The 25,685-nt window shown below is 64.4% G+C and carries 23 protein-coding genes; 18 read left to right on the top strand and 5 right to left on the bottom strand.

Translation table 11 applies throughout. The annotated features are described in order from the left end of the window. Positions 1 to 5: 5 nt before the first annotated feature. On the bottom strand, positions 6 to 494 hold the full coding sequence (locus ACTJK6_RS20275; RefSeq protein ID WP_232038743.1) for an HrpB1 family type III secretion system apparatus protein: 489 nt from the start codon (positions 492 to 494) through the stop codon (positions 6 to 8). A gap of 323 nt (positions 495 to 817) precedes the next feature. Between ACTJK6_RS20275 and sctU the strand changes: the two genes are divergently transcribed. The 15 genes from sctU to ACTJK6_RS20200 all read left to right on the top strand — a co-directional run bounded on the left by sctU (position 818) and on the right by ACTJK6_RS20200 (position 15,470). Next, complete coding sequence (sctU, locus tag ACTJK6_RS20270) at positions 818 to 1,909, top strand: type III secretion system export apparatus subunit SctU (RefSeq protein WP_232038744.1); 1,092 nt, start codon at positions 818 to 820, stop codon at positions 1,907 to 1,909. A gap of 10 nt (positions 1,910 to 1,919) precedes the next feature. After that, entirely contained in the window at positions 1,920 to 3,932 is a 2,013-nt protein-coding gene (locus ACTJK6_RS20265; protein WP_440475748.1) for an FHIPEP family type III secretion protein, read from the top strand. A gap of 6 nt (positions 3,933 to 3,938) precedes the next feature. Beyond that, the gene (gene sctP / locus ACTJK6_RS20260) at positions 3,939 to 4,535 is read left to right on the top strand and encodes a type III secretion system protein SctP (protein WP_440839972.1); all 597 of its coding nucleotides are present in this window, start codon (positions 3,939 to 3,941) and stop codon (positions 4,533 to 4,535) included. A 40-nt stretch (positions 4,536 to 4,575) separates the two neighbouring features. After that, positions 4,576 to 5,619 (top strand): type III secretion system cytoplasmic ring protein SctQ, encoded by a 1,044-nt coding sequence (gene sctQ / locus ACTJK6_RS20255; RefSeq protein WP_440839971.1) that lies wholly within the window; start codon positions 4,576 to 4,578, stop codon positions 5,617 to 5,619. Further along, complete coding sequence (gene sctR, locus ACTJK6_RS20250; RefSeq protein ID WP_045205537.1) at positions 5,606 to 6,256, top strand: type III secretion system export apparatus subunit SctR; 651 nt, start codon at positions 5,606 to 5,608, stop codon at positions 6,254 to 6,256. The genes sctQ and sctR overlap by 14 nt, the downstream gene beginning before the upstream one ends. 10 nt (positions 6,257 to 6,266) lie before the next feature. Then, entirely contained in the window at positions 6,267 to 6,527 is a 261-nt protein-coding gene (gene sctS / locus ACTJK6_RS20245; protein ID WP_024978147.1) for a type III secretion system export apparatus subunit SctS, read from the top strand. Positions 6,528 to 6,536: 9 nt separating this feature from the next. After that, a complete protein-coding gene (locus ACTJK6_RS20240; RefSeq protein WP_440839970.1) occupies positions 6,537 to 7,466 on the top strand; it encodes a type III secretion protein HrpV in 930 nt (309 codons plus the stop codon). Beyond that, positions 7,463 to 8,437: an HrpD5 family protein gene (locus ACTJK6_RS20235; protein ID WP_440839969.1), complete on the top strand. Its 975-nt coding sequence runs from the start codon at positions 7,463 to 7,465 to the stop codon at positions 8,435 to 8,437. Before ACTJK6_RS20240 ends, ACTJK6_RS20235 begins: the two co-directional genes overlap by 4 nt. 43 nt (positions 8,438 to 8,480) lie before the next feature. Continuing rightward, the gene (locus tag ACTJK6_RS20230; protein WP_440818794.1) at positions 8,481 to 8,726 is read left to right on the top strand and encodes a type III secretion protein HrpX; all 246 of its coding nucleotides are present in this window, start codon (positions 8,481 to 8,483) and stop codon (positions 8,724 to 8,726) included. Between the two features lie 208 nt (positions 8,727 to 8,934). After that, positions 8,935 to 9,135, top strand: coding sequence for a serine kinase/phosphatase (locus tag ACTJK6_RS20225; protein WP_414561497.1), 201 nt, complete (start codon positions 8,935 to 8,937; stop codon positions 9,133 to 9,135). Between the two features lie 166 nt (positions 9,136 to 9,301). Further along, positions 9,302 to 9,544 carry a serine kinase/phosphatase gene (locus ACTJK6_RS20220; RefSeq protein WP_440839968.1) on the top strand — a complete coding sequence of 81 codons (243 nt, stop codon included), beginning with the start codon at positions 9,302 to 9,304 and terminating at the stop codon, positions 9,542 to 9,544. 3 nt (positions 9,545 to 9,547) lie between these two features. After that, complete coding sequence (locus tag ACTJK6_RS20215) at positions 9,548 to 10,003, top strand: molecular chaperone Tir (RefSeq protein ID WP_232038753.1); 456 nt, start codon at positions 9,548 to 9,550, stop codon at positions 10,001 to 10,003. Between the two features lie 176 nt (positions 10,004 to 10,179). Then, the gene (locus ACTJK6_RS20210) at positions 10,180 to 10,584 is read left to right on the top strand and encodes a hypothetical protein (RefSeq protein WP_232038754.1); all 405 of its coding nucleotides are present in this window, start codon (positions 10,180 to 10,182) and stop codon (positions 10,582 to 10,584) included. A 133-nt stretch (positions 10,585 to 10,717) separates the two neighbouring features. Then, positions 10,718 to 14,458 carry a hypothetical protein gene (locus ACTJK6_RS20205; RefSeq protein ID WP_440839966.1) on the top strand — a complete coding sequence of 1,247 codons (3,741 nt, stop codon included), beginning with the start codon at positions 10,718 to 10,720 and terminating at the stop codon, positions 14,456 to 14,458. Positions 14,459 to 14,732: 274 nt separating this feature from the next. Further along, entirely contained in the window at positions 14,733 to 15,470 is a 738-nt protein-coding gene (locus tag ACTJK6_RS20200; protein ID WP_232038756.1) for a response regulator transcription factor, read from the top strand. 163 nt (positions 15,471 to 15,633) lie between these two features. Here ACTJK6_RS20200 and ACTJK6_RS20195 read toward each other — a convergent pair whose 3' ends face one another. From ACTJK6_RS20195 to ACTJK6_RS20185, 3 genes are all read right to left on the bottom strand, one after another. After that, positions 15,634 to 15,987 carry a response regulator transcription factor gene (locus ACTJK6_RS20195; RefSeq protein WP_373407704.1) on the bottom strand — a complete coding sequence of 118 codons (354 nt, stop codon included), beginning with the start codon at positions 15,985 to 15,987 and terminating at the stop codon, positions 15,634 to 15,636. 320 nt (positions 15,988 to 16,307) lie between these two features. Further along, positions 16,308 to 17,258: a DUF4880 domain-containing protein gene (locus ACTJK6_RS20190; protein WP_232038758.1), complete on the bottom strand. Its 951-nt coding sequence runs from the start codon at positions 17,256 to 17,258 to the stop codon at positions 16,308 to 16,310. After that, positions 17,255 to 17,764 carry a sigma-70 family RNA polymerase sigma factor gene (locus ACTJK6_RS20185; RefSeq protein WP_232038759.1) on the bottom strand — a complete coding sequence of 170 codons (510 nt, stop codon included), beginning with the start codon at positions 17,762 to 17,764 and terminating at the stop codon, positions 17,255 to 17,257. Before ACTJK6_RS20185 ends, ACTJK6_RS20190 begins: the two co-directional genes overlap by 4 nt. A 244-nt stretch (positions 17,765 to 18,008) precedes the next feature. Between ACTJK6_RS20185 and ACTJK6_RS20180 the strand changes: the two genes are divergently transcribed. Beyond that, complete coding sequence (locus ACTJK6_RS20180) at positions 18,009 to 18,380, top strand: hypothetical protein (protein ID WP_260801164.1); 372 nt, start codon at positions 18,009 to 18,011, stop codon at positions 18,378 to 18,380. Between the two features lie 149 nt (positions 18,381 to 18,529). After that, complete coding sequence (locus tag ACTJK6_RS20175; protein WP_440839965.1) at positions 18,530 to 22,285, top strand: type III effector protein; 3,756 nt, start codon at positions 18,530 to 18,532, stop codon at positions 22,283 to 22,285. 153 nt (positions 22,286 to 22,438) lie between these two features. Here the strand turns inward: ACTJK6_RS20175 and ACTJK6_RS20170 are convergent, their stop codons facing one another. Continuing rightward, positions 22,439 to 24,310: a leucine-rich repeat domain-containing protein gene (locus ACTJK6_RS20170; protein ID WP_440839964.1), complete on the bottom strand. Its 1,872-nt coding sequence runs from the start codon at positions 24,308 to 24,310 to the stop codon at positions 22,439 to 22,441. A 436-nt stretch (positions 24,311 to 24,746) separates the two neighbouring features. On the opposite strand from ACTJK6_RS20170, the gene ACTJK6_RS20165 reads away from it, so the two are divergent. Beyond that, positions 24,747 to 25,439 carry a lytic transglycosylase domain-containing protein gene (locus ACTJK6_RS20165; RefSeq protein ID WP_232038763.1) on the top strand — a complete coding sequence of 231 codons (693 nt, stop codon included), beginning with the start codon at positions 24,747 to 24,749 and terminating at the stop codon, positions 25,437 to 25,439. The last annotated feature ends 246 nt before the right edge of the window (positions 25,440 to 25,685 follow it).

Raw genomic sequence — 25,685 nt, 5'->3', positions numbered from 1 at the left:
GATGGTTAAGCGCGGGTGAAGTAGTGCGCGCTGTGGTAAGCGCTGAGATCCACGCTTTCTGCGGCCGGCGCGGCAGCGGCGGTGGTGCCGAACGTGCCGGCATCCATTTCTTCCTGCACGCCGATCAGCGTGCGCACCAGCGCGACGGAATCGGCGTCTTCGTTGCGGGCGAGCACCTCATTGGCATACACATGCCACTCCTGATCGCCCAGGGCGTTCAGGCACAGCGCCATCATGGCCGAGGCAAACGGCACCACGCTCTCGGCCCGCTCGCCGTTGTGCAGCTCGCGCAGGATGCGCGCGGCATCGGCGTATTGATGGCGGCCCACCAGCAGCCAGCCTTCCACCAGGTCGAGTTCGCGAAAATTCGGGCGCAGCGTGCGCAATGCAGTCAGCAGCGATTGCGCGTTGTCGAACTGGCCGCTGCGCGTTGCATACATCAAGACTTCGAGCAGCCCGCCCAGCAGGCGGTTGCTACATTGAATCGGTTCCATATCGCAGGGTTCTCCGTGTCGGGTCATGTCGATGCCGGCGTGGGTGCTCCGGCCAAGCTCTGGTGGAACCATAGACGCCCGCATGCCGCGCGCCAGCCACCCACCCCGAAAAAGAGCGCCCCGCCCCGAAGTCGGTCAGCGCTGTGCGCCCCCATGCACAACGCAGAACCGCCTGTTTTCGTCCGACCCGCCCGCCGGCTTCGGAACGGCGCATCCGCCTTCGCTCAAGCGCCAAGCGCGTAGTGCCCGCGTCTGCACAATGCCTCGCATCGCTACGGCACCGTACGCCGCGGCCTCCTCCGTCGACACCCCAGGGCACCGCCATGTCGGACGAAAAAACCGAAGAGCCCACAGACAAGAAACTCAGAGACGCGCACAGAGACGGCGAAACCGCCAAGAGTGCCGACCTGATTGCCGCCGTCGTGCTGCTCACGGGCTGCCTGCTGCTTGCCATGACGGCATCGCTGCTGGGCGACCGCTGGCGGGCGCTGGTCGACCTCGCGCTCGATGTGAACAACAGCCGGCACCCGGCCATGACGCTCAAGCAGACGCTCGGCCACGTCGCACTTCAGCTGGCCCTGATGACGCTGCCGCTGAGCCTCGCGTTTGCGCTGGTCGCCTGGATTGCCACGTGGGGCCAGACGGGCATCGTGCTCTCAACCAAGCCGCTCGAACTGAAGATGAGCGCCATCAACCCCGCATCGGGTCTGAAGCGCATCTTCTCCATGCGCTCGATGATTGACCTGCTCAAGATGGTGGTGAAAGCGCTCGCCGTTGGGGCCGCGCTGTGGAAGCTCGTCCTGATGTTGCTGCCGACCATTGTGGGCACGCCGTATCAGCCCGTCATGGATATCGCGCAGATCGGCATGTCGATGCTGGTGAAGCTGCTGGGCGCGGGCGGCCTGCTGTTTCTGCTGCTCGGCGCGGTGGACTTTGGCATCCAGCGCTGGCTCTTCATCCGCGACCACCGCATGAGCAAGGACGAAGTCAAGCGCGAACACAAGAACAGCGAGGGCGATCCGCACATCAAGGGCCAGCGCAAGCAGCTGGCGCGCCAGATGGTGGACGAAGCCAAGCCGAAACAGACCGTGGCCGGCGCGCAGGCCGTGATCGTCAACCCCACGCACTACGCCGTGGCGATCCGTTACGCACCCGAACAATGCGGCTTGCCGTGCATCACCGCCAAGGGCGTCGACGACGAAGCCCTGAGGTTGCGCGAAGAAGCGCAGGCGCTCGGCATTCCGATCATCGGCAACCCGCCGCTAGCACGCGCGCTGTACCTCGTGAAGCTGAATGATCCCGTGCCCGAGGCCCTGTTTGAAACCGTGGCCGAAGTGCTGGCCTGGGTGGGCGAGATCGGCGCGAAAGACCCCGGCGCCAAACACTCGGGCGCAAGCCCTTCCATCTTGAACTGAGGCATCCGATATGGCCAAGAAGACCGCCTTCTCTGAATTCAGCGGCGAAATCGGCATCGCCGCGTTGGTGGTTGCCGTCATCGCGTTGATGGTGCTGCCGCTGCCCACCGTCCTGATCGATTCGCTGCTGGGGCTGAACATCACGCTATCGGTCGTGCTGCTGATGGTGACGATGTACATCCCGGCGGCAACGTCGCTGTCGGCGTTTCCGTCGCTGCTGTTGTTCACCACGCTGCTGCGGCTCTCGCTGAACATCGCATCGACCAAGTCCATCCTGCTGCACGCAGACGCCGGCCACATCATCGAGAGCTTCGGCAAGCTCGTGGTGGGCGGCAACCTGGTGGTGGGTCTGGTGGTGTTCCTGATCATCACCACCGTGCAGTTCATCGTGATTGCCAAGGGATCTGAACGTGTGGCCGAAGTTGGCGCGCGCTTCACGCTCGACGCCATGCCCGGCAAGCAGATGAGCATTGACGCCGACCTGCGCGCCGGGCACCTGAGCGCAGACGAGGCCCGCAAGCGCCGCGCGTTGCTGGCCATGGAAAGCCAATTGCACGGCGGCATGGACGGCGCCATGAAGTTCGTCAAGGGCGATGCGATTGCCGGCCTGGTCATCACGCTGGTCAACATCCTCGCAGGCATCGTGATCGGGATCACGTACCACGGCATGACGGCCGGTGAAGCTGCCAACCGCTTTGCCGTGCTGTCCATCGGCGACGCCATGGTGTCGCAAATTCCCTCGCTGCTGATCTCGGTGGCGGCCGGGGTGATGATCACGCGCGTGTCAGACGACGACCACGGCGCCAAGCCAAGCTCGCTCGGCAAGGAGATCGTGCGGCAGCTTTCGACCAGCGCACGGGCCATGTTCACCGCCAGCGCGCTACTGGCCGGCTTTGCGCTGGTGCCGGGCTTTCCGTCGTTTCTGTTTGTCGCGCTGGCAGGTGTTGTCTTCACTTTTGGCTACACGCTGCGCAAGCGCCTGAACACGGGTAGCACGACCGACACCGACACCCTGCCTGCGCTGCTGCGCGAAGGGTCCAAGGATAAAGCGCCGACCATTGCCGACAAGGCCCCGTCGTTCACCGCGCCTCTCGGGGTAAGGCTCGGCACGCGGCTGGCAGAGGGGCTCGACATTCCCAAACTCGATGCCGCGTTCCAAAGCGGGCGGCACGCCTTGGCTGAAGAGCTGGGCCTGCCCTTCCCCGGCATTGCGGTCTGGAAGAGCGCCGCGCAACCTGAAGAGGCGTACGAAGTGCTGGTGCACGACATCCCTGGCCAGCCGGTCGCGGTGTCTGAGGGCAAAGTATCGGTATCCGATCTGCCTGAACCATTGCGTGCGCAACTGGACGCAGCGCCCGATTCAGCAACCCACGCCGAGCAGGTGATTGCCGACCACGTCGTGCATGTGCTGCGCAAGCACGCACATCTGTTCATCGGCCTGCAGGAAACGCAATGGATCATGGAACGCGTGACCACCGAGTACCCGGGTCTGGTCACCGAGGCGCAGAAGGCCGTGCCCGCACAGCGCATGGCCGACGTGCTGCGCCGCCTGCTGGAAGAGCAGGTGCCCATCCGCAACATGCGCGCCATCCTCGAAAGCCTTGTCATCTGGGGCCCGAAAGAAAAAGACACGCTGATGCTGGTGGAGTACGTGCGCGGCGATCTGGGGCGACAGATCGCGCACCAGGCCACCTGTGGCTCACGCAAAATGCCCGCCATTCTGCTGGACCCGACGGTGGAGCAGACGGTGCGCCAGGCGATCAAACCCACGCCGGCAGGGAACTTCCTGACGCTGGACCCGCAACAGGTTGACACCATCGTCACGCGGCTCGAACACATGAGCCGCAGCGCGCCGCAATCGGGTGCGACGCCGGTCGGTGCGCTTGCCATCGTCACGTCCATGGACATCCGACGCTATGTCCGCCGCATGATCGAGCCGCGCTTGCAGGCGCTGAACGTGTATTCATTCCAGGAGCTGGGCGCGTACGTTGATCTGCAGCCCGTGGGCAAGCTCACGCTGTAAGCCGCCATGACCACGCCCGTACGCCTGTGGCGAGCCCCGCCCATCGTCCATCCGCCCACGCCCGTCCGGCGGCCCGTCGCGCAACGCAGCGCAGACGCGCGAGCCGGCATGCAGGCCGAGCCCTGCACGGATGAAGCTACCGCCTGGATACCGCTCGATGCACACAGCGACGCCGCATGCGAGGACACCCCAGAGCACGAACCACCCACGCAAGATCACGCCGATGCGCAGCCCAATGAAGCGCCGCCCGACGCCCCGCCGCTTCACACGTCGGCCATGGCCAGCCGCCTGGTGCGCACGTGCTCAGAGATCAGCGTAGGGAGCACCGTGACGGAACATCTCGCGCAGCTGCTTTCCAGGTTCTGCGGCTCCCGTGTTGTGAAAGCCAACAGCGAATGCTGGGAAGTGACGCTGGACCTCGACCCGCGCGTGCTGCCCGACACCCGCCTCACTCTGCGCCTTTCGCCCCACACGCTATGGCTTCGCTTCCTGGCGGCACACCCGCGGGCGCGCGACTTACTCTCCGAGCATGGCGATGCACTGCGCCAACGCATTCACGTTTTGCTGGAGCAGCGCATCGATATCGAACTCGAAGTGTGGTGATCGTTCCCACGCCTCACCCGACACCTTCCGCCGACTCGCCATGGACACCGGGCTCACGCCATCCCCGCTCGATGCGCACCTGCGTGCGTTCACGCCGGCCCAGGCCGCGTTGACACGGCTGACCGGAACGCCGTTCCCGGATGACCACGGACGCCGCTGGCAACTGCACGCCGTAGACCACGCCGCGCCCATGCAGGCGCCTATGCGACTAGGCATTCGCTCATCGCTGTGTGCTGTCGACGTTGTTGTTGAAGGCGCCAACCACCCCGCACTCCACGCCATCGCACACGAAGCCGATGCGCAACGCCGCACGGCGCTTGCCGGGCTTTGGCTCGCGCCAATGCTCGACACGCTGTCTGCGGCAGGGCTGGGAGACGCCACCTTGGCGACATTCACGCCCGAACACAACGATGCGCAACGTAGCGATCAGCCGGAATTGCCGATGCGGCTGGATGGGCCACACGGTGAAACGCCATGCCGCATCGCCACGCTCGATTGGCATGCCGCGCCGCCCGCGCCACCCGTGGCCGATCGCAACGCTGTGCTTGCACAACTCGGCGTGGTGGGACTGCCGATGGGCGTTCGTATCGCCAGCCGTCGATGCCCAACGCACACGCTTTCTTCGCTCGCGGCCGGCGACGTTCTGCTCGGCTGGGGCATGCACGCCTATCGCCCCGACACCGATGAAGGCGCCGTACGCCTCACATGCGGTGATAGCCGACGCGCCCACTTCACTGCCCATGCTCACTACAAGGAAGGCACCGTGACGATTCTCGATGTTCCCGCGCTCGCAGACGACGACACCGCCGCCACGCACGACACCACACCCGACAGCACTGACGGCATCGCAGTAGAAGCACTGGAGGTGCCCGTACACCTTGAGGTTGCCGTGATGAGCCTGCCGCTGGCCGAGCTGGCTGCCCTCGCGCCAAGCCACGTCCTGCAGTTGCCCGTCTTGCTGCGCGACGCCACGGTGCGCCTGGTCTGCCACGGCCAGACTCTTGGCCAGGGCCAGCTCGTGGCAGTGGGCGAGCATCTGGGCCTGCAGATCACCGCCATGAGCGCGCGCCATGCAGAACATTGAGTTCGCCTCGCTCATCATTGCGGCGGTTGCCATTGCGCTGCTGCCGTTTGCCGCCATGGTGGTCACGTCGTACACCAAGATCGTGGTCGTGCTCGGCCTGCTGCGCAATGCGTTGGGCGTGCAGCAGGTGCCGCCCAGCATGGTGCTCAACGGCATCGCGATGATCGTGTCGTGCTTCGTGATGGCGCCGGTCGGCATGGAGGCCATGCAGCGCGCCCACATGCAACTCAATGATTCCAGCGCGAACGTCAGCCAGGTCATGCCGCTGCTCGATGCCGCGCGCGAGCCGTTCCGGCAGTTCCTGGACAAGCACACCAACGCACGCGAGAAAGCGTTCTTCATGCGCTCGGCTCAGCAACTATGGCCACCGGCCAAAGCCGCACAGCTCAAGGAAGACGACCTCATCATCCTCGCGCCCGCCTTCACGCTGACGGAGCTGACGGCGGCGTTCCGCATCGGCTTCCTGCTGTATCTCGTCTTCATCGTGATCGACCTGGTGATCGCCAACCTGTTGATGGCGCTGGGGCTATCGCAGGTGACACCCAGCAACGTTGCCATCCCGTTCAAGCTGCTGCTCTTCGTGGTGATGGACGGCTGGTCTGTGCTGATTCACGGCCTGGTCAACACCTATCGTTAAAGGGGCCGCCATGGACTACGACAACATCACGCGCCTGACCAGCACGGCGCTCATGCTGTGCCTGCTGGTGTCCTTGCCCGCTGTGGCGGTGTCCGCCATTGCCGGGCTGCTGATCTCGTTCGTGCAAGCCGTGACCTCATTGCAGGACAGCAGCATCTCGCATGGGCTGAAACTCATCATCGTGTCCGTGGTGATTGTGGTGGCTGCACCGTGGGGCGCGGCATCGATCCTGCAGTTCGGCAACACGATCCTGCAATCGCTCTTCCAGTAGGACGGTGTCATGACACGCATCTCCGCCTCGCCGCCCAGCGTTCTCTCGTTGCCCGATCCGGTACAGGCACCGCAGAACACGGCCGCGCCGCACCATCGCAAGCATCATCGGCATAGTGCGCACGGACACCACCACTGGGCCGACCAGCTGGTCGAAGACCAACTGCACCGCCACAAGCACGTCGCACAGGTTGCAAAGCGCGTACGCCGGCCGCGCACAGGCAAGCGCAGCGGCGCGGGCTCGCCCGAAGAGCCCATCACCGACAGCACGTTCGAAGAATTGCTCCTCATGCTGGAAGAGCATGCGCGCAAGGTCGAGCCGATGGTGATTGGCCTGTCGTCCCGGCAAGACCAAAGCGACGGCGACGACGATCAGGCAAGAGACCGCCGCAGCGCACAGGGCCGTCGCGCCCTGCTGCAGCAGTACTTGCAGGAACAAGCCGCCGAGACCGCTGCCGCCGCACCACAGAAGACAGCGGCCACAGAGGCCGGCGCGTTGCCGGCCGACACGCTACTGGCCGAGGTGGAATCGCCCAGCTATCAGCGCCTTGAACAGGAATTGCTTGCCGTGCGGCACGCCATGCACACGGGCCACCCGATGCCGTTGCGCATGGCGTTCGACATCCTGCGCAGCTATTTGAAACAGACGCCCATTGAAGGCACACCAGGCACGCTGGCCGCCGTAAAAGACCGGCTCCTGGCGACCACTGCGCCGCAACACGCCACCAGCGCGCTGACCGATCGCGAAAAGACATTCAACCTGCTGTTTCCGCTCTTGCTGCTCAGTCCTTCGCGGCCGCGCATTGGCCGCGAGCGCGACGAGAGCATCGCACGCAGCAGCGCCGTCGCGCGCCGCTGGACGACCGACCTCTGGTCTTACCGGGCGGGGCTGGGTCTGGCCCTGCCTCCGCTTCCTGATCCTTCCCCGCAATCACCATGAACAAGCACATCCGCGTGTTGGCAGGCGCGCATGCCGGCGCCTGCCTCGACCTGACGCCGGGCCGCTGGACGGTCGGCCCCGACGCACAAGCCAGCATCCGCATCTCTGATTGGGCGGGCGATCCGATCGCGCTGCTTGTCGATACGGAACACGGCATCCTGATTGAATCCGACGATGGCGGCAGCACCTGGGACGACCTGACCCCTCGCCGCTTTGGCGAGGTCATTCTCTGTGTCGGGTCGGCCGGCGAGGCATGGCCATCCGACCTTGCACTGCTGGAGCGGGTGCTATCGCCCGCAGCCACGGACACCGGCAGCCACAGCGTTGCCGCTGCGCAAGCCCCTGCTTCCGAGACGCCCGCGCCCACCCGGCCTCGCGCACGCAAAGGCTGGATGGGCGTGACAGCAGTCGCGCTGCTCACGCCGTGCGCGCTGCTGCTGGCATCGACACGCGAGCCATCCTCCGCCGCGCATTCCGCAGCCACGGCACAAATACCGCTGATCGAACGTGTGCGCACATGCCTGGCACTGCACCGCATCGACGGCTTGCAGATCGAACAGCACGACAACGAGATCATCGTGCACGGCATCGTGACGTCAGCCAACGAAGAGCTTGCCACGCTGCGCGATCTGCGAGCGGTGTCAGCGTCTGTCCGCACCGATCTTTCCATCGCGCAGGAGGTCATTGAAAACCTGCGTGAATCGCTGCAGGAACCGGGGCTGCGCATCAGCTACCTGGGCAGCAACCGGTTCTCCATTACGGGCCCAGCCGTGCACCCTGAGCGAGTTCGCGCAACGGCAGACCACGTGCGCAGCGACCTGGGCGGCAACATCAAGGACATCGCCCTGGACATCACGCAGGCACGCGTGCGTGACCCCAAGGCCGATGCCACATCCGCGCTTTCCGTGGATGAACTGAGCTACATCGAAAGCTCCGACGGCACCAAGGATTTTCTCGCTGCGCAGCGTTAAGGCGCAGATCGTTCTTGCCATTCCCCTTCTTCTGGAGACTCACATGTTTGACCATTTCACGCTCGACATCATCGAAACGTTTGACGACATTCAGGCTTTTGCTAAGCAGGAAGGCCCGAAGGATTTCGGCCCGCTGAACAAGGCTATCGAAGCGCTCAAGCACACCGCCATGGACATGGAACAGCGCGCCATTCGTGCGACGGACGTCAACAACCGCGAGCAGCTTCGCGTGCTGTCGCACGGCTTTTCCAGCGCGGCACAAGTGTGCTCGGGCTTGATCCCGGCATAACGCGCGCAGTGCACATACGGGCTTCGCGAGACGACATCACATTTCGCCTCTTCGCCGGTCCAGCGCAATGAAATCCACGATGATGACTTCACGGCGAACACAACAGCAGCACGTTCGCTGAACCGAATCAGCGGCATCCCATTCCGGGGTGTTGTTGAAAAACCCGGCTCTCACCCGAGACCACTCATCCACCGAAAAGGAGTTTTCCATGACCGTGCAAACCACCACCGCTGCCCTGCGTGACACCGGTAGCCGCCTGTCGTTCGATGCTCAAAACGAAGCCATCACGAAAGAAGGCGAGCAAGACATGCTGAACGCAGCCCGTCTGCAAAACGAACTGAACCGCACCAACATGTTCGCCAAGCTGATGGAAGCGGGCCCGAAGGCCGCCAAGGACCTGATCTCGTAATGGTCGGTTCCGGACGGCACATTCTGTGCCGCCAACGTTCGGGAACGGGGCCGCGCCGTTCCCGAGCGGCTTTTTGAATGGTTCACCCGCGCGCTTCTGCTGTTCCCCCCGGCCCATCGCGCCGCAGCCCGATTCACCGAATCCGACCCGCTACCGCGATCCCGACATGACACCGATCCACCGCAACGTTTCTGCAGCTGCCGCAACCCCTGCGCAGGATCCGTCTGCATCGCACCCTGCGCACGGCCACACAGGTGTGCACGCATCCGGCACGCTGCATGCCGTGGTATCCGCCGGCGCGGACGACATGCTGAACACAGCCCATCTGGAGGATGAGCTGAACCGCACACAGGCATTCGCCAAGCTGATGGAAGCCGGCCCGAAAGCGGCCAAAGATCTGCTGGTGTAAAGCATGAGCATCGAACGGCGCGACAGCCTCATCCGCGACATGTGCATGCATCTGCAGATTCCGGATGCCGATGCCATCATCGCCGCCGGCCGGCTCACGGTGGAGGGGTTCGAAGTCATCATCGATGCAGTCGAGGAAGACATCGACGCGTTCTACCTGAACTTCGACTACGGCATCGTCACAGGCGGCCGCACGCTGCGCGTGTTCCGCCTCATGCTTGAAGCCAACGTCACCATCTATGCGCAAGACCATGCACAACTCGGGTTGGATGGCGATACGGGCGGCATCATCCTGATCGTGCGTGTGGCCTACGACCCCGACATCGACGGCGAGCAACTGGCCGAACTGCTGGGCCACTATGCCGAGCACGGCCGCTACTGGCGCGACAACATCCTGCAGACGACCGACGACATGTTTGAAAACCTCGCGAACGGCACCTACGTCTGGATTCGCGCTTAACGCGCAAGGCCTGGCGCGCACGAAAGCGCAGCCACCGGACCGGCTTCGCAGTACCCGTGATGATTTCGTGAACGCAAACGTCTGCTGTCATATAACGCCGTACGCTCGCGGCATTACATGCGAAGGTGCTCGTTGAAGCTGACGCGTCGGCTCGGCGGCATCGCCAATCCAAGTTCATGTCCGCCTCACGCACACCGTATCTGCCAACCATAGACATTCCGCTTCTGCGCGCCGGCGAGTTCTTCCCCTTCGCTGCGCACCCCATCCTCATCGGCGCATACCAGCTCTGGTTCACCTGTGATGCAGATGCAAATGCCGACCATGAGTCGGTCACCGTTTGTATCGACCTAGGCAAGCCGCTTGAGATCAACGTTGACGAAGCACTGCACGTGATCCTCGGGCTGTGCCTCGGCCTGCCTGCTTCGTCGCGAGGCGTGGTGGCGCAGCAGGCGCACACCGGCACGCTGGTCTATCGCTTCCCTTACACGCTTCACGACGACCCGACGGGCGCTTTGCTCATTGATGCAATGACCGGGATTGCGGCGTCAGCGACATCGGTCTCGAAGTGGTCGGTGCACTAGCCGATTGCGCCTGGGCCGGTGGCATGCAACTTCGCCATCGTCACGGCGGATTCGCATTGCGCGCGCGTTTGTCATTCGGCCGCATCAAAGTGGTATGCCGATTGACCAGGCCAGTGCCTGAACATCTCGCGCCATGCCACCTTCACGCCTATTGCCCGTCAACGTGCCGACATCACCGTCGGAGTACGAGACACTCCACGACTTCGCCGCGCGCACGCCATCGCCATCGGCCGATGGCGGTGATGCTCTGCAGCCCCGCAAGAAGGGTGGCTGGCTCAGCAACCTGAAATCGCGCGTGCGCGAAAAGCTGCCCAAGAGTGACGAGACAGAACTGGCCACGCTGTTAAGCGACCGCAAGCGCTCCGGCACGTCGTTCAATACGGTGGACAACTACAAGGCGCCCACGCGCGGCACGTTGACGACCACGCCCGAGGCAACGCCGCAGGCCACCGAAGGCACCCCGCACCCTGTCACGCCGCAGGAGCAGGAACATCACGAGACACGCCGCGCGGCACGTTCGCAGCGCAAAACGTCGACCATGATGCAGCGCGCTGAACAGGGTGCGCAGCGCTTGCGCCAACGCGGAAAACCGCCGACGCCCCAAGCGGCATCGCCCGCCGCAGCGTTGACGGTTCCGGCTACGGCCGAAGCGTTCCGCCAGAGCATTGCGCAGTTGTTCCGCATGGCGGGCAGCGCAAGCGAACGTGAGCTGCTGGCCGATCGGCTCGGCGTCTTGGCGGCTCCAGCGCAGGGCACCTCGTCCGCCGCAGGCAGCTACATCCGCCCGATGTTGGCGGCGCGCGCGCTGGCGGCCACCAGTGGCGGCAATGCAGGCGATGCGCTGCGGGTGCTGCAGCACGTCACGCATGCGGTGCACTTTGATGCTGCCGCCTTTGCGGCACCTGTTTCGACGCCGAGTAATGAGGGCTCAACACATTCCACGAGCAGCTCCTCCTTGGGCATGGGCCGCCTGTTCAATGAGACGGCATCGGCAACGGCGTCGCACCGTTCCAGCACGTCGGACCTGGGCCTGTCTCATCTGTTTGGCGAGGGCGAAACGTCGCCACAGCGCAGCGAAACCGGCGCCAGCCGAACCAGTGACGAGCAAAGCCCGCGTTCGCTTTCCCGGCAATCCAGCCTGTTGGCCCAGTACGGATCAAGCAGTTCAGACGGGTCGGGTGGCTCCGGTCGCTCCGGTCGCTCTTCAAGCAGCCTGGCGGTCCCGCCAATGCCGCAGGGCATGAGCGATGCGGGCGTGGCAAGCGCGGCCTGGCGCACGGCGCAGTTGCTCTCGCGCAGCCATCACGGCTTTGAAGCGCTGACCGGCCTGATGCAGACTCCGCCCACACCGGAGCAGGCGCACACCGCGCGCGCCTTCCTGCAGGCGGCCGACCATGTGCATACGGCCGCCACCACCGCGGCCGACCCCACCGCCCTGCTGCAGGCGCGTCCGGCTGGCAGCGGCACGCAGGCCAAGTCACTCGCCGTCAACGTCATGCACGCCGCTGCGCTCAAGCTGCGCGGCGAGCCCGTCAGCGCGCAACAGGCGGGGGTCCTCTTTGCGTGGCACCAGGGCTTTCGGGAAGATGGTCCGGGCTCAGATCTGGCCAACACCAAGGCACGCCTGGCCAAGTTTGTCGGGCGCACCATTCCGCGCGTAGAAAGGCAAACCACGGGCAGCCATTTCTGGCAGATGATCGGCAAGAAGAAATCGCCGCTGTCATCGGCTGCGCTTGGCATGCACGGCGCACAGCGGCCCGGGCTCGTCAAGGAAATGGACGCCTATACGGCGGCGCTACGGACGATGATCGACACGCTCGCGCAGGCTGGTAATGCACCGCCGCTGCACGCCATCGCCCACCCCGGCGATCTCTGGCGCAGCGCCATCCTCGCGCACTGGGCCGGGCTGGCAGCTGCCAACGCGCCGTTGAGCGACTACGCGCTCACGGCAGAGAAGCTGCGTGCGCTGCAACCGGATGTCGGCGCAGCGGTCAGCCGCATGCAGCGCGAAAGCGCCGAGCCGACTGCCGTCGCACGCACACCGGGCAGCTCACCGGCCCATCAGGAATTCGCGCAGTTCGTGGCCGCGGCCGGACTGACCGACGATGCAGACACCCGGGCGTGGGCGCAAACCCGCCTGGACACGCTGACCCTGCCGCAAGTCAACACCGCGCAGGCTCACGTGACGCAGCTCATCGACCACGCCGGCCTGACGGGCGAGCCGCCGGAATACCTCGTGGGGCTCCAGCCGTCGGCCACGCTGTTGCGCTACTGGAGTGCCCACGCGGGCGAGGCCGCCGAGGCGCCCGCATTCCGAAGCGCACTTGAGCGTGCCGACAAGCTCGAGCACCCGGAAGACCTCAAGATGCAGGCGCCCACCATCGAAGACGCGCGCAAGACCATCGAGACGCTGCTCACGTCCATGGAATCGGGCAACAAGGTGCGCCTGTCCAACGGTGGCTGGATTGGCGGCAGCACGGCCGGCGTATCGACAGGCTTGTCGCACGTCGGCAAGGCGCTGCCGGTGCCCGTATCCGTGCAACTGGACGCCAATTACGGCAGAGGCCGCCAGGCCGTGGTGGAAATCGGACGCAGTTCTCATGGGCGCGACGTGTTCGTCGGCACTGACCGCACGATGCGCGCTTCGGTTGGCGTGGGGGCCTCCGTTGGCTACGACCTCAAAACGTGGGGCAAGCGCCTGCGCGCCAATCTGCTCGCCGTCAAGGTCACGCCATTCGATCTGGAGACAGGTGAGCCGCGCGGCGTGGTCATCCGGGCCACGCGGCCCACGCAGCGCCCCGTGGAGGGCCACGACGACTGGGAACCCATCAAGTACGACGACAAAGCCGCTGCGGATGCCATCGTCAAGGCCACCAACCTGCTGTTCGAGCACGCGTGCGCCGCGCCCGAGCAGCGGCCCGATGCCGATACGCTGTGGAATGCGCTGGCACAGCACTGTGGCGAAAGCGGCGGCATTTCGATCAGTTGGGTCGACCAGACCAAGAAGCGCTGGCGCGCCTCGATGGACGCAAGCGTCGGCATGAATGTACGCGTGAGCAGCCCGCACACGCCGGTGCGGATCGGCCCGTCGGCCCGGCTGCGCGGCGAAAAGACGCTCAGCAACACGGCGACCCTGCAGGAGAAGACCGGCACGATGCGCGTCGAGCAGTTCAGCGTCGCGACGGGGCACAAGGTGACGGCCCGGGGTGGACTGGCGTTCTCGGTGGGCCGCACCTTCTACACGGCGGCTCCTGACGACAACGCCTCGGCCAAAGCCGGCGAGAGCGGCAAGTTCACACAGTCGTTTACCGGCGGCATGCCGCTCGGGTTCAACTGGAAACTCTCGGAAGGCGGCCATACGACGAAGGTGAAGATGGGCTACCAGAACGGCAAGATTGCCGATCGCGTCAGCTACTTCGACACCGAATACCGCAGCGTGCGCGAATACCTGGCCGTCGTGCGCAGCGAACGCGATGCATGGATCAACATGCTTGCGCACAAGCCAGGCGGCACACCGGAACAGGCCGCGCGCGAGTTCGAGGCCTACTGCGAGACCGTTGAAAAGCACGCCCGCCCCAACCAGCGCTACCTGAACCGGCATCGGCTCCGGCCGTCCGCTGCTCGCGAGATCGAAGGCCACCTCGCGCTGGCGGACCTGCACCGGAGCATCGACCCGAATTCTGCCGACGCGCAAGCTTCAGAAGCGCTTGCGCAGGCGCTGCTCGAAGCGCCCACATCCCGCGTGCCGGAGAAGCTCGCTATCGTCGAACAAGTGTCCACCAGCCGCAGCCGTGGCCTGACGAGTGCGCTGCAGCTGCGTGCCAGCAAGGAAGCCGAAGGCACCCGTGAACTCGCCGCCATCAAGTTCGGCTAGAGATCCTTTCATCAGATTGTCATATCAGCCGCCGAATTAATGTTCTCGGCGGTTTTTTAATTTGCATATGCGCATAATCGTTCACTCATAATGCGGCATGTGCATGCTCAACTTACATTTGCAGAGTCAACAAAAAAACTTAATCAGATCTAAACGCGATTTCACTCTTTATAGGGATGTGTGAGCAAATTGTGAACGTTATGCTTGGCCTCAGTTTGAAGCGCCATCTGCAACGATTCGATTCTGTAGTGCAGTGGCTTGAAAGGGGAGCGCCATGAAGTTCGCCGTATTGACCTCGAACCCATCCAGCTTTGCCTACGTGGCGAGCTGTCTATCCACCCAGGAGGCGGAGTGCGTCCGCTTTGACGACGCCCTGTCGCTGCTGCGCGCGCGCCGCACGGAAACGTTTGATCTGTTGATGATCGATGCCCAGCATTTCCGTACGGCCGGGCAGCTGGTGCTGTCGTGGCGGGAGTGCAATGCCGACATGTGTTGGCCCACCCTGGTGTTCGGGCAGTTTGTCGACCGGGGGGACATGGCGTCGGCCTTCGATGCCGGCGTGGACGACGTGCTGACCGGACACTTCACCGCTGAAGAGCTGCAGGCCCGCGTGCAACGAGCACTGCGCCGAGCCGAGCCAGTGCGCCAGAATGCCGGCATCCACGTCGTGGTGGGGCCATATCGCCTTTGCCGCCTGACCCGCACGGCCACCGTCAACAGCATCCCCATTCGCATGACCGCGCGGGAGTTTGCGACGGCATGGCTGCTGTTCTCGTCGCCCGGGTCGTTTCTCTCGCGCCAGCAGATCGCATCCGCCGTGTGGGGCGCAGACGCCAGCATCGTCGAGCGCTCGATCGAGCAGCACATCTACAAGCTGCGCAAGAAACTGCAGTTCGGCCCCGAGACCGGCGTGGAACTCAAGACCGTCTATGCACGCGGCTATCAGCTCGCCGTGCAGGCCGCCAGCAACGAGCCCGCAGGCCCCGAGGCGCGCACCATCCTGGCCGCCTAAGCGGCCTTTTTGCGCAAACGATTGCGCACCGCGGGGCCCACCGCACCCACGGCAGATTGTTTTAGCATTTCTTAATAAAACGCTTCAAGGCAGATAATTTCAGTATCGGCTTAACAAATTCAGTGCCGGTTTAAAAAATATTACCTTGTTAATGGTTATCGCGTTAGTGATTTTCGTGCGAGCGGTTTTCACCCGCACATTGCTGATATAGCGCTGCCAATTCGGTCCGATTGCGTGCTTGTAAGCGCATCAGGATTTGGCGCACGTGCGATTTCACGGTTTCTACGCCGATATGCAGCGCCTGCGCGATTTCCACATTGGATTTTCCCGATGCCGCCTCTCGCAGGATGTCGCGTTGGCGCGGGGTCAGCGCGGAGAGCAACGCCCCCTTGCCGGACGAACGGGCAGGCGCCCGCCGCCTGGATTCCAACATCCGCCCAAGCATCGCATGCGCCTGCTCCAGCGTAACGGGCTGGGCGGGCGGCTCTTCGCCGGCGGCCTCGGCCAGTTCGGTCAAGTCGACCAGGATCCCACCGTTTGGGGCGGGCGAAACCTGCCGAACCGCGATCGTGAGAGGCACCACCGCCTGCGCCCGCCAAGCGGCAGCTGCAGGGAAAGGGGAGAAATACCGGCTTTCTGCCGTGCTGTCGGCTGCGTGTAGCAGCACGTCGTTCTGGACCCGGGCGTTCATGTCGTCCTTCGCTCTCGTGAAAGCTATGCATCTGGATGCAGTGGCGCTCGCGGATGGGTACCGCGGCAGCCTCTTACTCTCTCTGTGCAACGAGAAAGAAAAACCGGAACCCCAATCGCAAAAAAATTTTTGCGGCAGACGAGCGCTCAGCGTGGGCCGATGCGCACCCACACGCCGGCAAGCTCCTTCACCTGGATGGGGAGTGTTTCGGCCAGCATGTGCAGGGCACGACGTCCGTCCAGCGGGAACCGCCCGGTCACGCGCAGATCTGCCACGTCAGGGAGCAGCTCGATCAGGCTGCGGTGGTAGGGGCGCAATGCGTCAATCACGTCGGACAAGGGCTGGTGTTCGACCTCGACCATGCCGCGCGTCCAGGCCGCCACGTTGCGGGCCATCAGCGTCAGTTTTTCGATGCCGCCGTCACCAAGGCGCCGTACCTCGCCCGTACGTGCCGTGGAAACGGCACCGGCCGGCGTCGACAACGCCGCGGTGCCTTCGAGCACGGCAACCTTCATCGCGCCATCGGGCTCCAGCGTTGCGCAAATCATGCCGCCCGTGCATTCCACCGCGCCCGCGGCAGACCACAACCGCAACTGACCCGACGGCGACCCGGCGACGGCCAGCACGCTGCCACTGCGCAGACGCACGTCGTAACCGCGCGCAACCGCAGAGGCATCGACCGCGCTGCGCGCATTCAGGCGTAGTTGATAGCCGCCAGCCAGCGTGAAGTCGCGACGCTCCGAGGTCGCCGTGCGCATGTCGGCAGCCAGGTCGGATAGTGGAATCTCTCTGTCAACGAGGGCGGCAACGCCCAAACCCAGCCCGCTGAAGATCAGCGCGCGGCGCACATGCCGTGCTGTCGACGAAGGCGCATCGAGAAGCCGTCGCGCGGCGCGCCGATGCGGTTCTGCCACGGACGGCAGTGCCATCGAGCCCAACGCGCCTTGCAAACGTTGCACGGCGGCGGCGTGCGCGGGATCGGCCTCCTGCCAGGCGGCAAAGCGCTGGCGCTCCATCTCGGACGCCGTACCCGAACGCAGTATGACAAGCCACTGGATCGCCTGCTCGGCAATCCGATCGTCCAGCACGTGCTTCACGATGATTCGGCCAAATAGCACAGGCGCAAGGCCTGCGTCATGTATTTCTGCACCATGCGAACAGACACCTGCAAGCGTTCGGCGATCTCCGGGTACGTGAGGCCATCGAGTTGGCTATAGAGAAAGGCGCTGCGCGCCTTGGGCGGCAACCCATCGAGCACGCGATCGATGGAGGTGAGGGTCTCGAGGATCAACGCGCGCTCTTCCGGCGATGGCAGCGTCGCTTGCGGTTGCGTGGCGGCCCAGGCCATATAGGCCTCTTCCAGATCACGACGACGCCAGATGTCATAGAGCAGGCGCTGCGCAATCGTTGTCAGCAAGGCGCGCGGCTCACGGGTGTCTTGCCACCCTGGCCTCTGCAGCAATTGCGCAAAGGCTTCCGCCGCAATGTCTTCGGCGCCAAAGCGGCAGCCTGTCTTGCAGCCCATACGGCGGGCGAGCCAAGCATAGTGTTGTCGGAACCAGTCAGAGGCCAGTTCGGTAACTGGCTGGCAGGTTTGCGTCACGGTACCCTCCGCGAAAATCTGTGCTGGCCGTCCGTCGGCAAACGACCCGATCTGTTGGCGAGAAAGCCCACACCCAGATGTCGAGATTTTACCCACCGCTGATATTTCAGGGGCGCATTTTTTCGGCTTTTATCGCAGTTTTTCGGCACACCCACGACATCCGGAAGCCCCCTGCTGGCATCGTTGAGCGGTGCAACCCGGTTGCTGCAATTCGTTGCAGCAACAACCGCCACGGCGCCCGCCCATGCCCCCCGAAGAATTGCCCCAACCCCCGTTTGACAACGACGCACTGCCCGCGCATGCCCTGCGCATTGGCAGCCGCAACGTCTGGCTGGCTTATGACAGCTACGCCGAGCCCGACATGCTGACGGCGTATGTCGAGCTTGGCCCGCGCGACACATTGGACGTGGCGTTGACGCTCAATTTACTGCTTAGTCTCTGCCTGGAAGTGGACGGCGCGGCACGCGGCAGCGTCGTGCGACACCCGCAGACCGGCCAGATGATCTATCGCTTCCGCTATGCGCTGGATGACGATCCCGAAGCGACCGATTTGCTTGACGCCATCGCTGCGCTTACGGCTGAGCTGGACGACGGCGGCGCGCCCACACGATATTGAACCGCCGAGCCGGTCGCTTCGGATGCCGACGCAGCACTTCGGCGCCCGCAACATTGGCCGGCGGGGGCTGGCTACGCTTGCAAGGTTCAATTGTGCTCGGGCGAAACCGCGTTGCCCCGGCATGCCAACCTTCGGAGCCCTCGCCCGTCATGAAGATATTCTCCCGCCACTCCAGTGCGACGCCTCCGGCACAGACGTCGTCCAGTACGTCGGCATCGCAGTCCTCGCTGCCAAGCGTGCGCAAGACTTCGCAGTTGCCTGGCGGCCTGCGTGACCTTGCTGACATGGTGACGGCGAGCCGCCAAAAGAAAAGCGCCGCATCGCTGACGAACGAGCAGCTCAAGGTTGCGCTGTCGAGCACCACGTTGAGCGGACGCGGAACGCGCGCCGCGCACCGGGAAGCCCAGAAGCGTATTCGCAACGGCAAGCTGCAGTGGCCGCCCCAACAGCCGGCGCAACCGCCGTTGAATCCCTTGTCCAGCGAGCGCGAGCACGGCCGTCACACGCCGCCGGATGCGCCCGTATTCGATGCCGATACCGGCGCGCTGAACAAGCCACAGTTACGCCAGATGGCGCTGGCGCTCAAGGATGCGCTGCCTAGGGTACCGGTGGAGCTCATGCACTCGCACCCGCAAAGCGACGGGCTGCTCGCCAAGCTCCAGCATCAGTTGGGCTCCATCCAGACGATTGCCGCAGACAACACCCGCAAGGCCCCGCATGAGGTCGGCACGGCCGTGCGTGATGCATTTGCGTCGGCGGCCAAGACCGCGCGCCAGCTTGCCAAATCGTTGGGCAATCATGATCCGGCTGATGCATACAAGGGCATCGCCGCGTTGCTCACAGAACTCAAGCGCACGCACCTGAGCGGCAGCGCGCACGAGGTCATGAGCCACTACGCCGAGAAGGAAACCGCCAACCTCGAAGCCAAGGCGCCCGGCATCAGCACGGCAAAGCCCGGCTCCAACGTGAGCACAGGCACGTCTGGCAGCGTGTCAATTTCGGCCTTCCCCACCAACCGCTATGCCGGTGCCCACGTGTCGGTGGAAGCGGGTGGCGGCAAGGGCCGCATCTACTTTGCCGACGACGACGGCGACGTGGATTACTGGCCCTCGGCTCAAGCCTTTGCCAAGGTTGCGCTGGGCGGCAAGCTGGGCGAGTGGGCCGCCAAGCTCACGGGCCGGCTGGACCTGTCCGGCGGCAATGTCTTCCTCGAACACGATGATTTGCGCCAACTCGTCAAGCTCGTTGCCAATCACGATGCCAACCATGCCTGGGTCAAGTCTGCCGGGCCGCATGCGCGCCAGGCGATGCAGCAGTTGGAATCGTTGGCCAACCTCGTGTCTCACGCGCTGGGCCGCAACTACACGGAAGCCGCCGGCAAGCCCTACTTCCTGAACGACGCCAAGATTGCCAAGGGCTTCAACACCTTGAAGATGACGCTGCTGGCGGGCGCCATCGACCAGAAACTGGGCGGCGAGCACTTCAGCACGTTGATGAAGGCCGCGTACCCGCCCATCGTCGACGTGCTGACGGATCGCATCGGCAGCGGGCAACCCATGCCGGCGCAACCGCGACGCGACGTGCCCGATTCGGTGGCCTATGGCGACCGCATCCTGGCCTATCGCCAGGTGACCGGCAGCCTGGATGCCACCGTCGGCAACGAGACCCAAGGCGGCACCAACCTGGAAGCCGCCGGCAGCTTTGATGTGAATCTGCGCGGCAACGTCGCGCAGTTCTTCACAGAAAGCGCAGCCGCACCGCACACGCTGCTGGACCCCGGCTATCACAAGGATTACCAGTCCACGTTCAAGCTGCATCAGCAGCTCGATGCGGCCTGTGCCGAACCGCCGCCCGCGCAACTCCATCTGTACAACGAGACACGCAAGGCACTGACGCACGAACTGCACGCCGGCCCTGCGCAGCCCTTTACCGAAACCGAACGGCTGCACTACGGTGAGGAAGCCGACATTCCCGCGCAGTTCCGCAACGCCATCACCCACGCAAGCCCCGACCAGCTCAATCATGCGACGGATCAGCTGGAGCAGCTCATGGGCTCCTATCTGCAATTTGCCAATCATGCTGGCGCCGTGCTCGCCAGGAACGATCGCTTCATGCCCGCCAAAGAACGCGATACGTTGAACCAGCATCGCGAAGCGGCCTTCGCGCAGATCAACCAGACCGTATGGCATGGCCGGTACCCGCAGAAAGATGCGCTGGCCCACCCCGAAGCATTCGTCGCCAAGAGCCATGCTGCGATCAGCTTGGCGCTCGGCTGTGTGGGCGCGCATATCTCTGTCGTGAAGCAGCAGATGGCGTTGCGTGAGGAGCACGGCACGGCCGCCGCCGAAGCCATCCTCACGGCGGATTCGATGTACAAGACCGCGCGTGAAATGCTGGACAAGACGTACCTGCCGCTCAAGAATTACGACGTGCAGAAGAGCGGCCCGCTGAAAGACAAATCGCTGTGGCAGCGCTGGGATACGGCACTCAAGGCGACGGTGTCCGGCGGTGCGCAAAGCAGTGCGCTCAACGCGATCCTTAACCGCTTCGGCCGGTCCAGCGGCAAGGTGCAACTTGGGCCTTTCACGGGTTCCATCTCGGTTGGCAATAGCGCCGGGCAGGTTTCGCTCAGCGCCGAGGCGCGCCTGATGAACGCCAATAATCAACCCAACCCCAGCCGAACGGGCAAGTTCCTGCAATTGACGTTCACAGCGCAGGGCGGTGCCCCCATTACCGGCGCGATACTGAACAAGGCCATCGAAGCGGCCATCGAGAAATTCGCGCCGAACATGCGGCTGCAGGACGACAAGTTCGATCCGCAGGAAGTGATCCGCCAGACGCAGGGCCTGCTGCTCAATGTGACCGACGGCACCAGCCTGGTCGTCAAGTTGCGTCAGGCCCCCGACGTGCAGAACGCGCCAATGGAGCTGCAATACGCGCGCGTCCTGCGCAACAAGAACAGCGGCATGAGCCTGGCGGTAACGGTACCGACACCGCACGGCACGTTCACGCCGTCGGTCTCGCATACGGACAGCACGCAGAGCTACGCTGGCGAGGTGATGGGCTCCGACACGAGCTACCTCATCATGCAGCACCCGTTCCTGGCCAAGATCGTCGACGCAGAAGCCCACCAGGAAGATGCCGCGCTACGGCAGGCGTTCGATGCGAATCCGGTACAACGTGATCGCTACCTCGCCAACCCGAACCTGATGGTCGACGTGGTGGCCAAGTACGCAGCAGCTACGCAGGAGATCAACGCCGCGGCTGCCGAAAACCGCCCCGTCCAGATCAAGAACGAGTTCGTGCGCTACCACGCCGCAACACCGTTTGCACGTGCGGCTCAGGTGTCGACGCAGGTGGCTGCGCACGCTCCAGGCTCGACCGCCAACGGCGAACCGCTGTTCAAGCTTGCCGAACCGCTGGCCAAGCCGATCGACGTGAGCCACATCGACGTGAACGCGATGCGTGCGCGCCTGCAAGCCATGACCACCATCGAGGAACGCGCCGACTATCTGTGCGACTCCAACCAGGGGCGTCCGCTGCTCGACGCGTTCTCGAAGATCATCGGCAACACGCGCGCCATCAACTCGGCCGCGCTGTTCCATACCGAGGAGCGCAATACCGGTATCCAGTCGCTGGTGCGCAACCCCAAGGCGCTGCAACGCGAGAACAACCGAACCCAAGCGGCCCTGCACGGCAAACCACAACCCACGGGCACCATCGGCCAACTGCGCACGCGCCTGGAGCCGACCAGGGCATCGGTCAAGCAGGCCAACCTGGCAGATCTGCAGCGGCTCGCCGCCATGAACCTGCCGATCAGCCAACAGGCGCAGCAGGAGCTGCAGCGCCGCAAAGCGGTGCTCGGCAACGCATTCCCGACCAACGAGGGCGAATCGCAGACGTAAGGGCTGCTGACTTCACGTTCCACCGCCAGCTCGGGATGCGCCCGGGCTGGCTTTTTTTTACCTGCCCGCAAGCATTCTGGTTTCGTTGCCAGGCTCAAGAAGACAAAGGCCGGCATCGAGCCGGCCCATGGAATACACGATTGAACGGCCGTATTAGCCAGCGTGCAGCCAGTCGCGCGCAACGGCAACGTGCCGCTGTGCCACGCCCTCGCCGGCCCTGACGTAGCGTGCAACGTAGCTCTGCAGCGGCGGCCAAGCCGCGAGCTTCTGGACCGCCTCGTCGATCGATCCGCCAGCGGCGCCATATTCGAGCAACGCTGCGAAAGCCTCGGCGCGCACCATTCGCGCGGCAGCGTCTTCGGGCAACCCGGGCTCGCGCAGGCGCTCACTCACCAACAGCGCCATCAGCGCGTCAAGCGGCAGGGCCTCTTCGTCAAGGCAACCCAGCGCATAGCGCTCTTGGGCTCGCTGAAAGACGGCGCTGCGCAGCGCCGGCAGTTCGCACAGGCCATCCACCAGTTGGCCGAGACGGCGGCTGTCGCGGTATGCACGCATGGCGTCGGGCGTGATGGCGTTGATATAGCGCTCCATCCAGATGCACAAGGCGTCGCTGCCATATTCGGCGTCATAGGGCTGCAGGCGCGCGCGCCAGCCCTGGCGCAGCGCCATCCAATCTGGCGCAATGCTGGAACCTGCCGTCGAGACGGCACCGGCTGCGGGGCGCAATTCGTCCAACCGAGCGGACAAGTGCGCCGGCACATCGACGCGGCACGCTGGCGGCAGATCGCGCAGCGTATCGGGCAAGCCCGACAAGGCGTAACAGCCACGCAAATCGAGGTGCGTCAGCGCCTTCAGGTCACCCACGGACGCAGGCAAGCAGCGCAGCGATCCGCAATCGCGCAGGCGCAGCGTACGGAGTTGTGTGCAATGGCCAATGCTTTCCGGCACGGCCACGAGGCTCGCCATGCCGGAGACATCCAGATGACGCAGCTTGTGCAGTCGCCCCAAGGACTCCGGCAGCGTGGTCATGGCGCTGTTCTCGCGCAGGTCCAGCCGCTCCAGTTCAGCCAGGTTGCCCAAGGTATCGGGCAGCACGGAGAGCAGCGGATTGCCGCGCAAGTGAAGCTCTCGCAGTTGCGCAAGCTGGCCCAGGCTGATGGGCAGTTGCACGAGCAGCTTGTTGGAGGCCAGCGTCAGTGTTTGCAATGCGGCCAGCGAGCCAAGCTCGACCGGCACGATGCGCAGATCCGTGCCCTGCAGAACCAGTCGCTCCAGCTTCGGCAACTGCGACAACGACGACGGCAGCGCGCGCAGCGGCGAATCGAGCACGACAACCTCCTGCAGCTGCAACAGCTTGCCGATCCGCCCGGGCAACGCTGACAGCCGTGGGTTGCGCGCGAAATGCAGCGCGCTCAGGTTGACCGGCAAACCACCAGATGCCGGCCACTCGAAGAGATCGCAATCGTGCACGGTCAGCCGCTCCAGCTCTTCGGCCAGGCACAGGGCCGCTGGCAGGCGCATCACCGGAATACCGTCGAGCACGAGGTGCCGGCTCTTCTGCTGCATGGCCAGCAGCATGCGCGTGGCCGCCAGGGCCAGGCCTTGCTCCGTGGGCCGTGCGGTGTCGGTCAGCAACGGGCCGCTGTAGCGGTGCAAGCGACGCGCCATCTCCTGCTGCCAACCCGCCACCGCCTCGCATACGGCCAGCCAGCGGCTGGCATCAGTAGGAGGAACGGGGGCACGCAGGCCGTGGCCTTGTGGCATGGCCTGCTGGATGCGCAACGCATCGCGCGCCGCGCCTGCGCGCTGTTGATGCTGTGTGCGCGAAGCAGTCGCCGCGACCTGTCGATCATGATGCGGTGTCGGCACGTGAAATCGGCTGGCGGCTGGCGACGGCTCGGCGTGCCCGGTCCGCACACGTTGCAGCACGCGCCGCAATGCGCGCGACAGCTTGTTGGTCACCGACACACCTGCATCCGCCTCACCGTGATCGGCACGGGTCTGCGCGAGGGTATCGGGCGGCATGGGGGCACTACCGTAATGTGATTGCATGATGGGCCCAAGAAAAGATGAAGTGGCAATCGGCGGCGGGCCACACGCCCTTTCCGCCTGTTTGCTGATCGTATGGACCACCGCGCAACACGACTTGTGGCCGGACGAACCCGTTGCGCCCGCGGCGAACCATCGTGCCCATGCACGCTCTCGATCCGGTTTCGCTGCAAGCCCGGCAAATTCGCACGGCGCGTGCGCATCGCCCGGCACGCGTTTCTATGATGCGCGCATGCTCGTTACCGGAGATCCGCAATGCATGCCCCATCGTCTCGCATCATGGCTGCGCGGGAGCGTCGCGCAACTACCCATGCAGCCCCGCCCACACGTCGCGAAACACGTCACAACTGGCAGCAGCAACGCCTGCAACAACGCCACCCCGTGACGCGCGCCTGCGCTGGCAGGCAAGACCATGCGTGGGCGTGACCGACTTGCCGCGGTGCTGCGGCGGGGACTGGTTTTCGCCATTGCGCTGCTTGGCTGCCTGCCTGCCGCAGCCCTGGCAGATTGCATCGACGATGCCGCCGCGTACCACGGCGTCAACGCCCAAGTCTTGCGTGCCATCGGCTATCAGGAATCGCACCTGAATCCGCAAGCGCACAACCGAAACCGCAACGGCAGTGAAGACCTGGGCATGTTCCAGATCAACACCATCCACCTGCCGGAGCTGTCGCGCTACGGTATTGGCCGCCAGATGCTCTATGACCCGTGCGTCAGCGCCTATGTGGCCGCCTGGCATCTGGCGCGCAAGGTGCAATTGCACGGCAACAGCTGGCATGCCATCGGCGCCTATCACTCAGAGTCTCCAGGGGAAAACGGCATCTATGCCCGGGCCGTGGAAGGCATCCTGAACCGCAAGCTCGCAGCACGCACGCCGCTGCCGGTTGCCGGGCAAACGCGTGCCCAAGAGCCGGCGCCGCAACCCATGCAGGATGCCGCCAAACCCATGCACGCCGTCGTTCTCAAGCACGCGACAGATGCGCCACCCGAGCACAGCAGGCATGTGTTGAGCGCCCCGACGGCAGGTGAAGATGAACATTGGCTCGATGCCATGCTGACCAGCCTGAACCAGAGTGCAAGCTTGCGAGACCGGTTCAGCCGGTAAGCCCGGGCGCCATCGCTTGCTTGCGTGGCCCGACCGGCCCTGCATGCCGCGTTGCGTTTGCCGCCCCAGGGTCCGAACAGGCACGACGCTCGAACTCTGAATTTTTCTCAACTGCCCCGTCGTCCATGGCGGTCCGCAGACGAAACGCTCTATCCTTCCCGGCCACCCCCCAAAACCAATAAATCGGGTGACAGTAATACAAGGGGAGCATTCAAAATGAACAAGCGATTTCGTGGAGGAATTGCG

It is taken from the genome of Ralstonia sp. 22086 (assembly GCF_052045975.1).
Taxonomy (GTDB): domain Bacteria; phylum Pseudomonadota; class Gammaproteobacteria; order Burkholderiales; family Burkholderiaceae; genus Ralstonia; species Ralstonia wenshanensis.
This window is presented reverse-complemented; position numbering and strand designations above follow the sequence as displayed.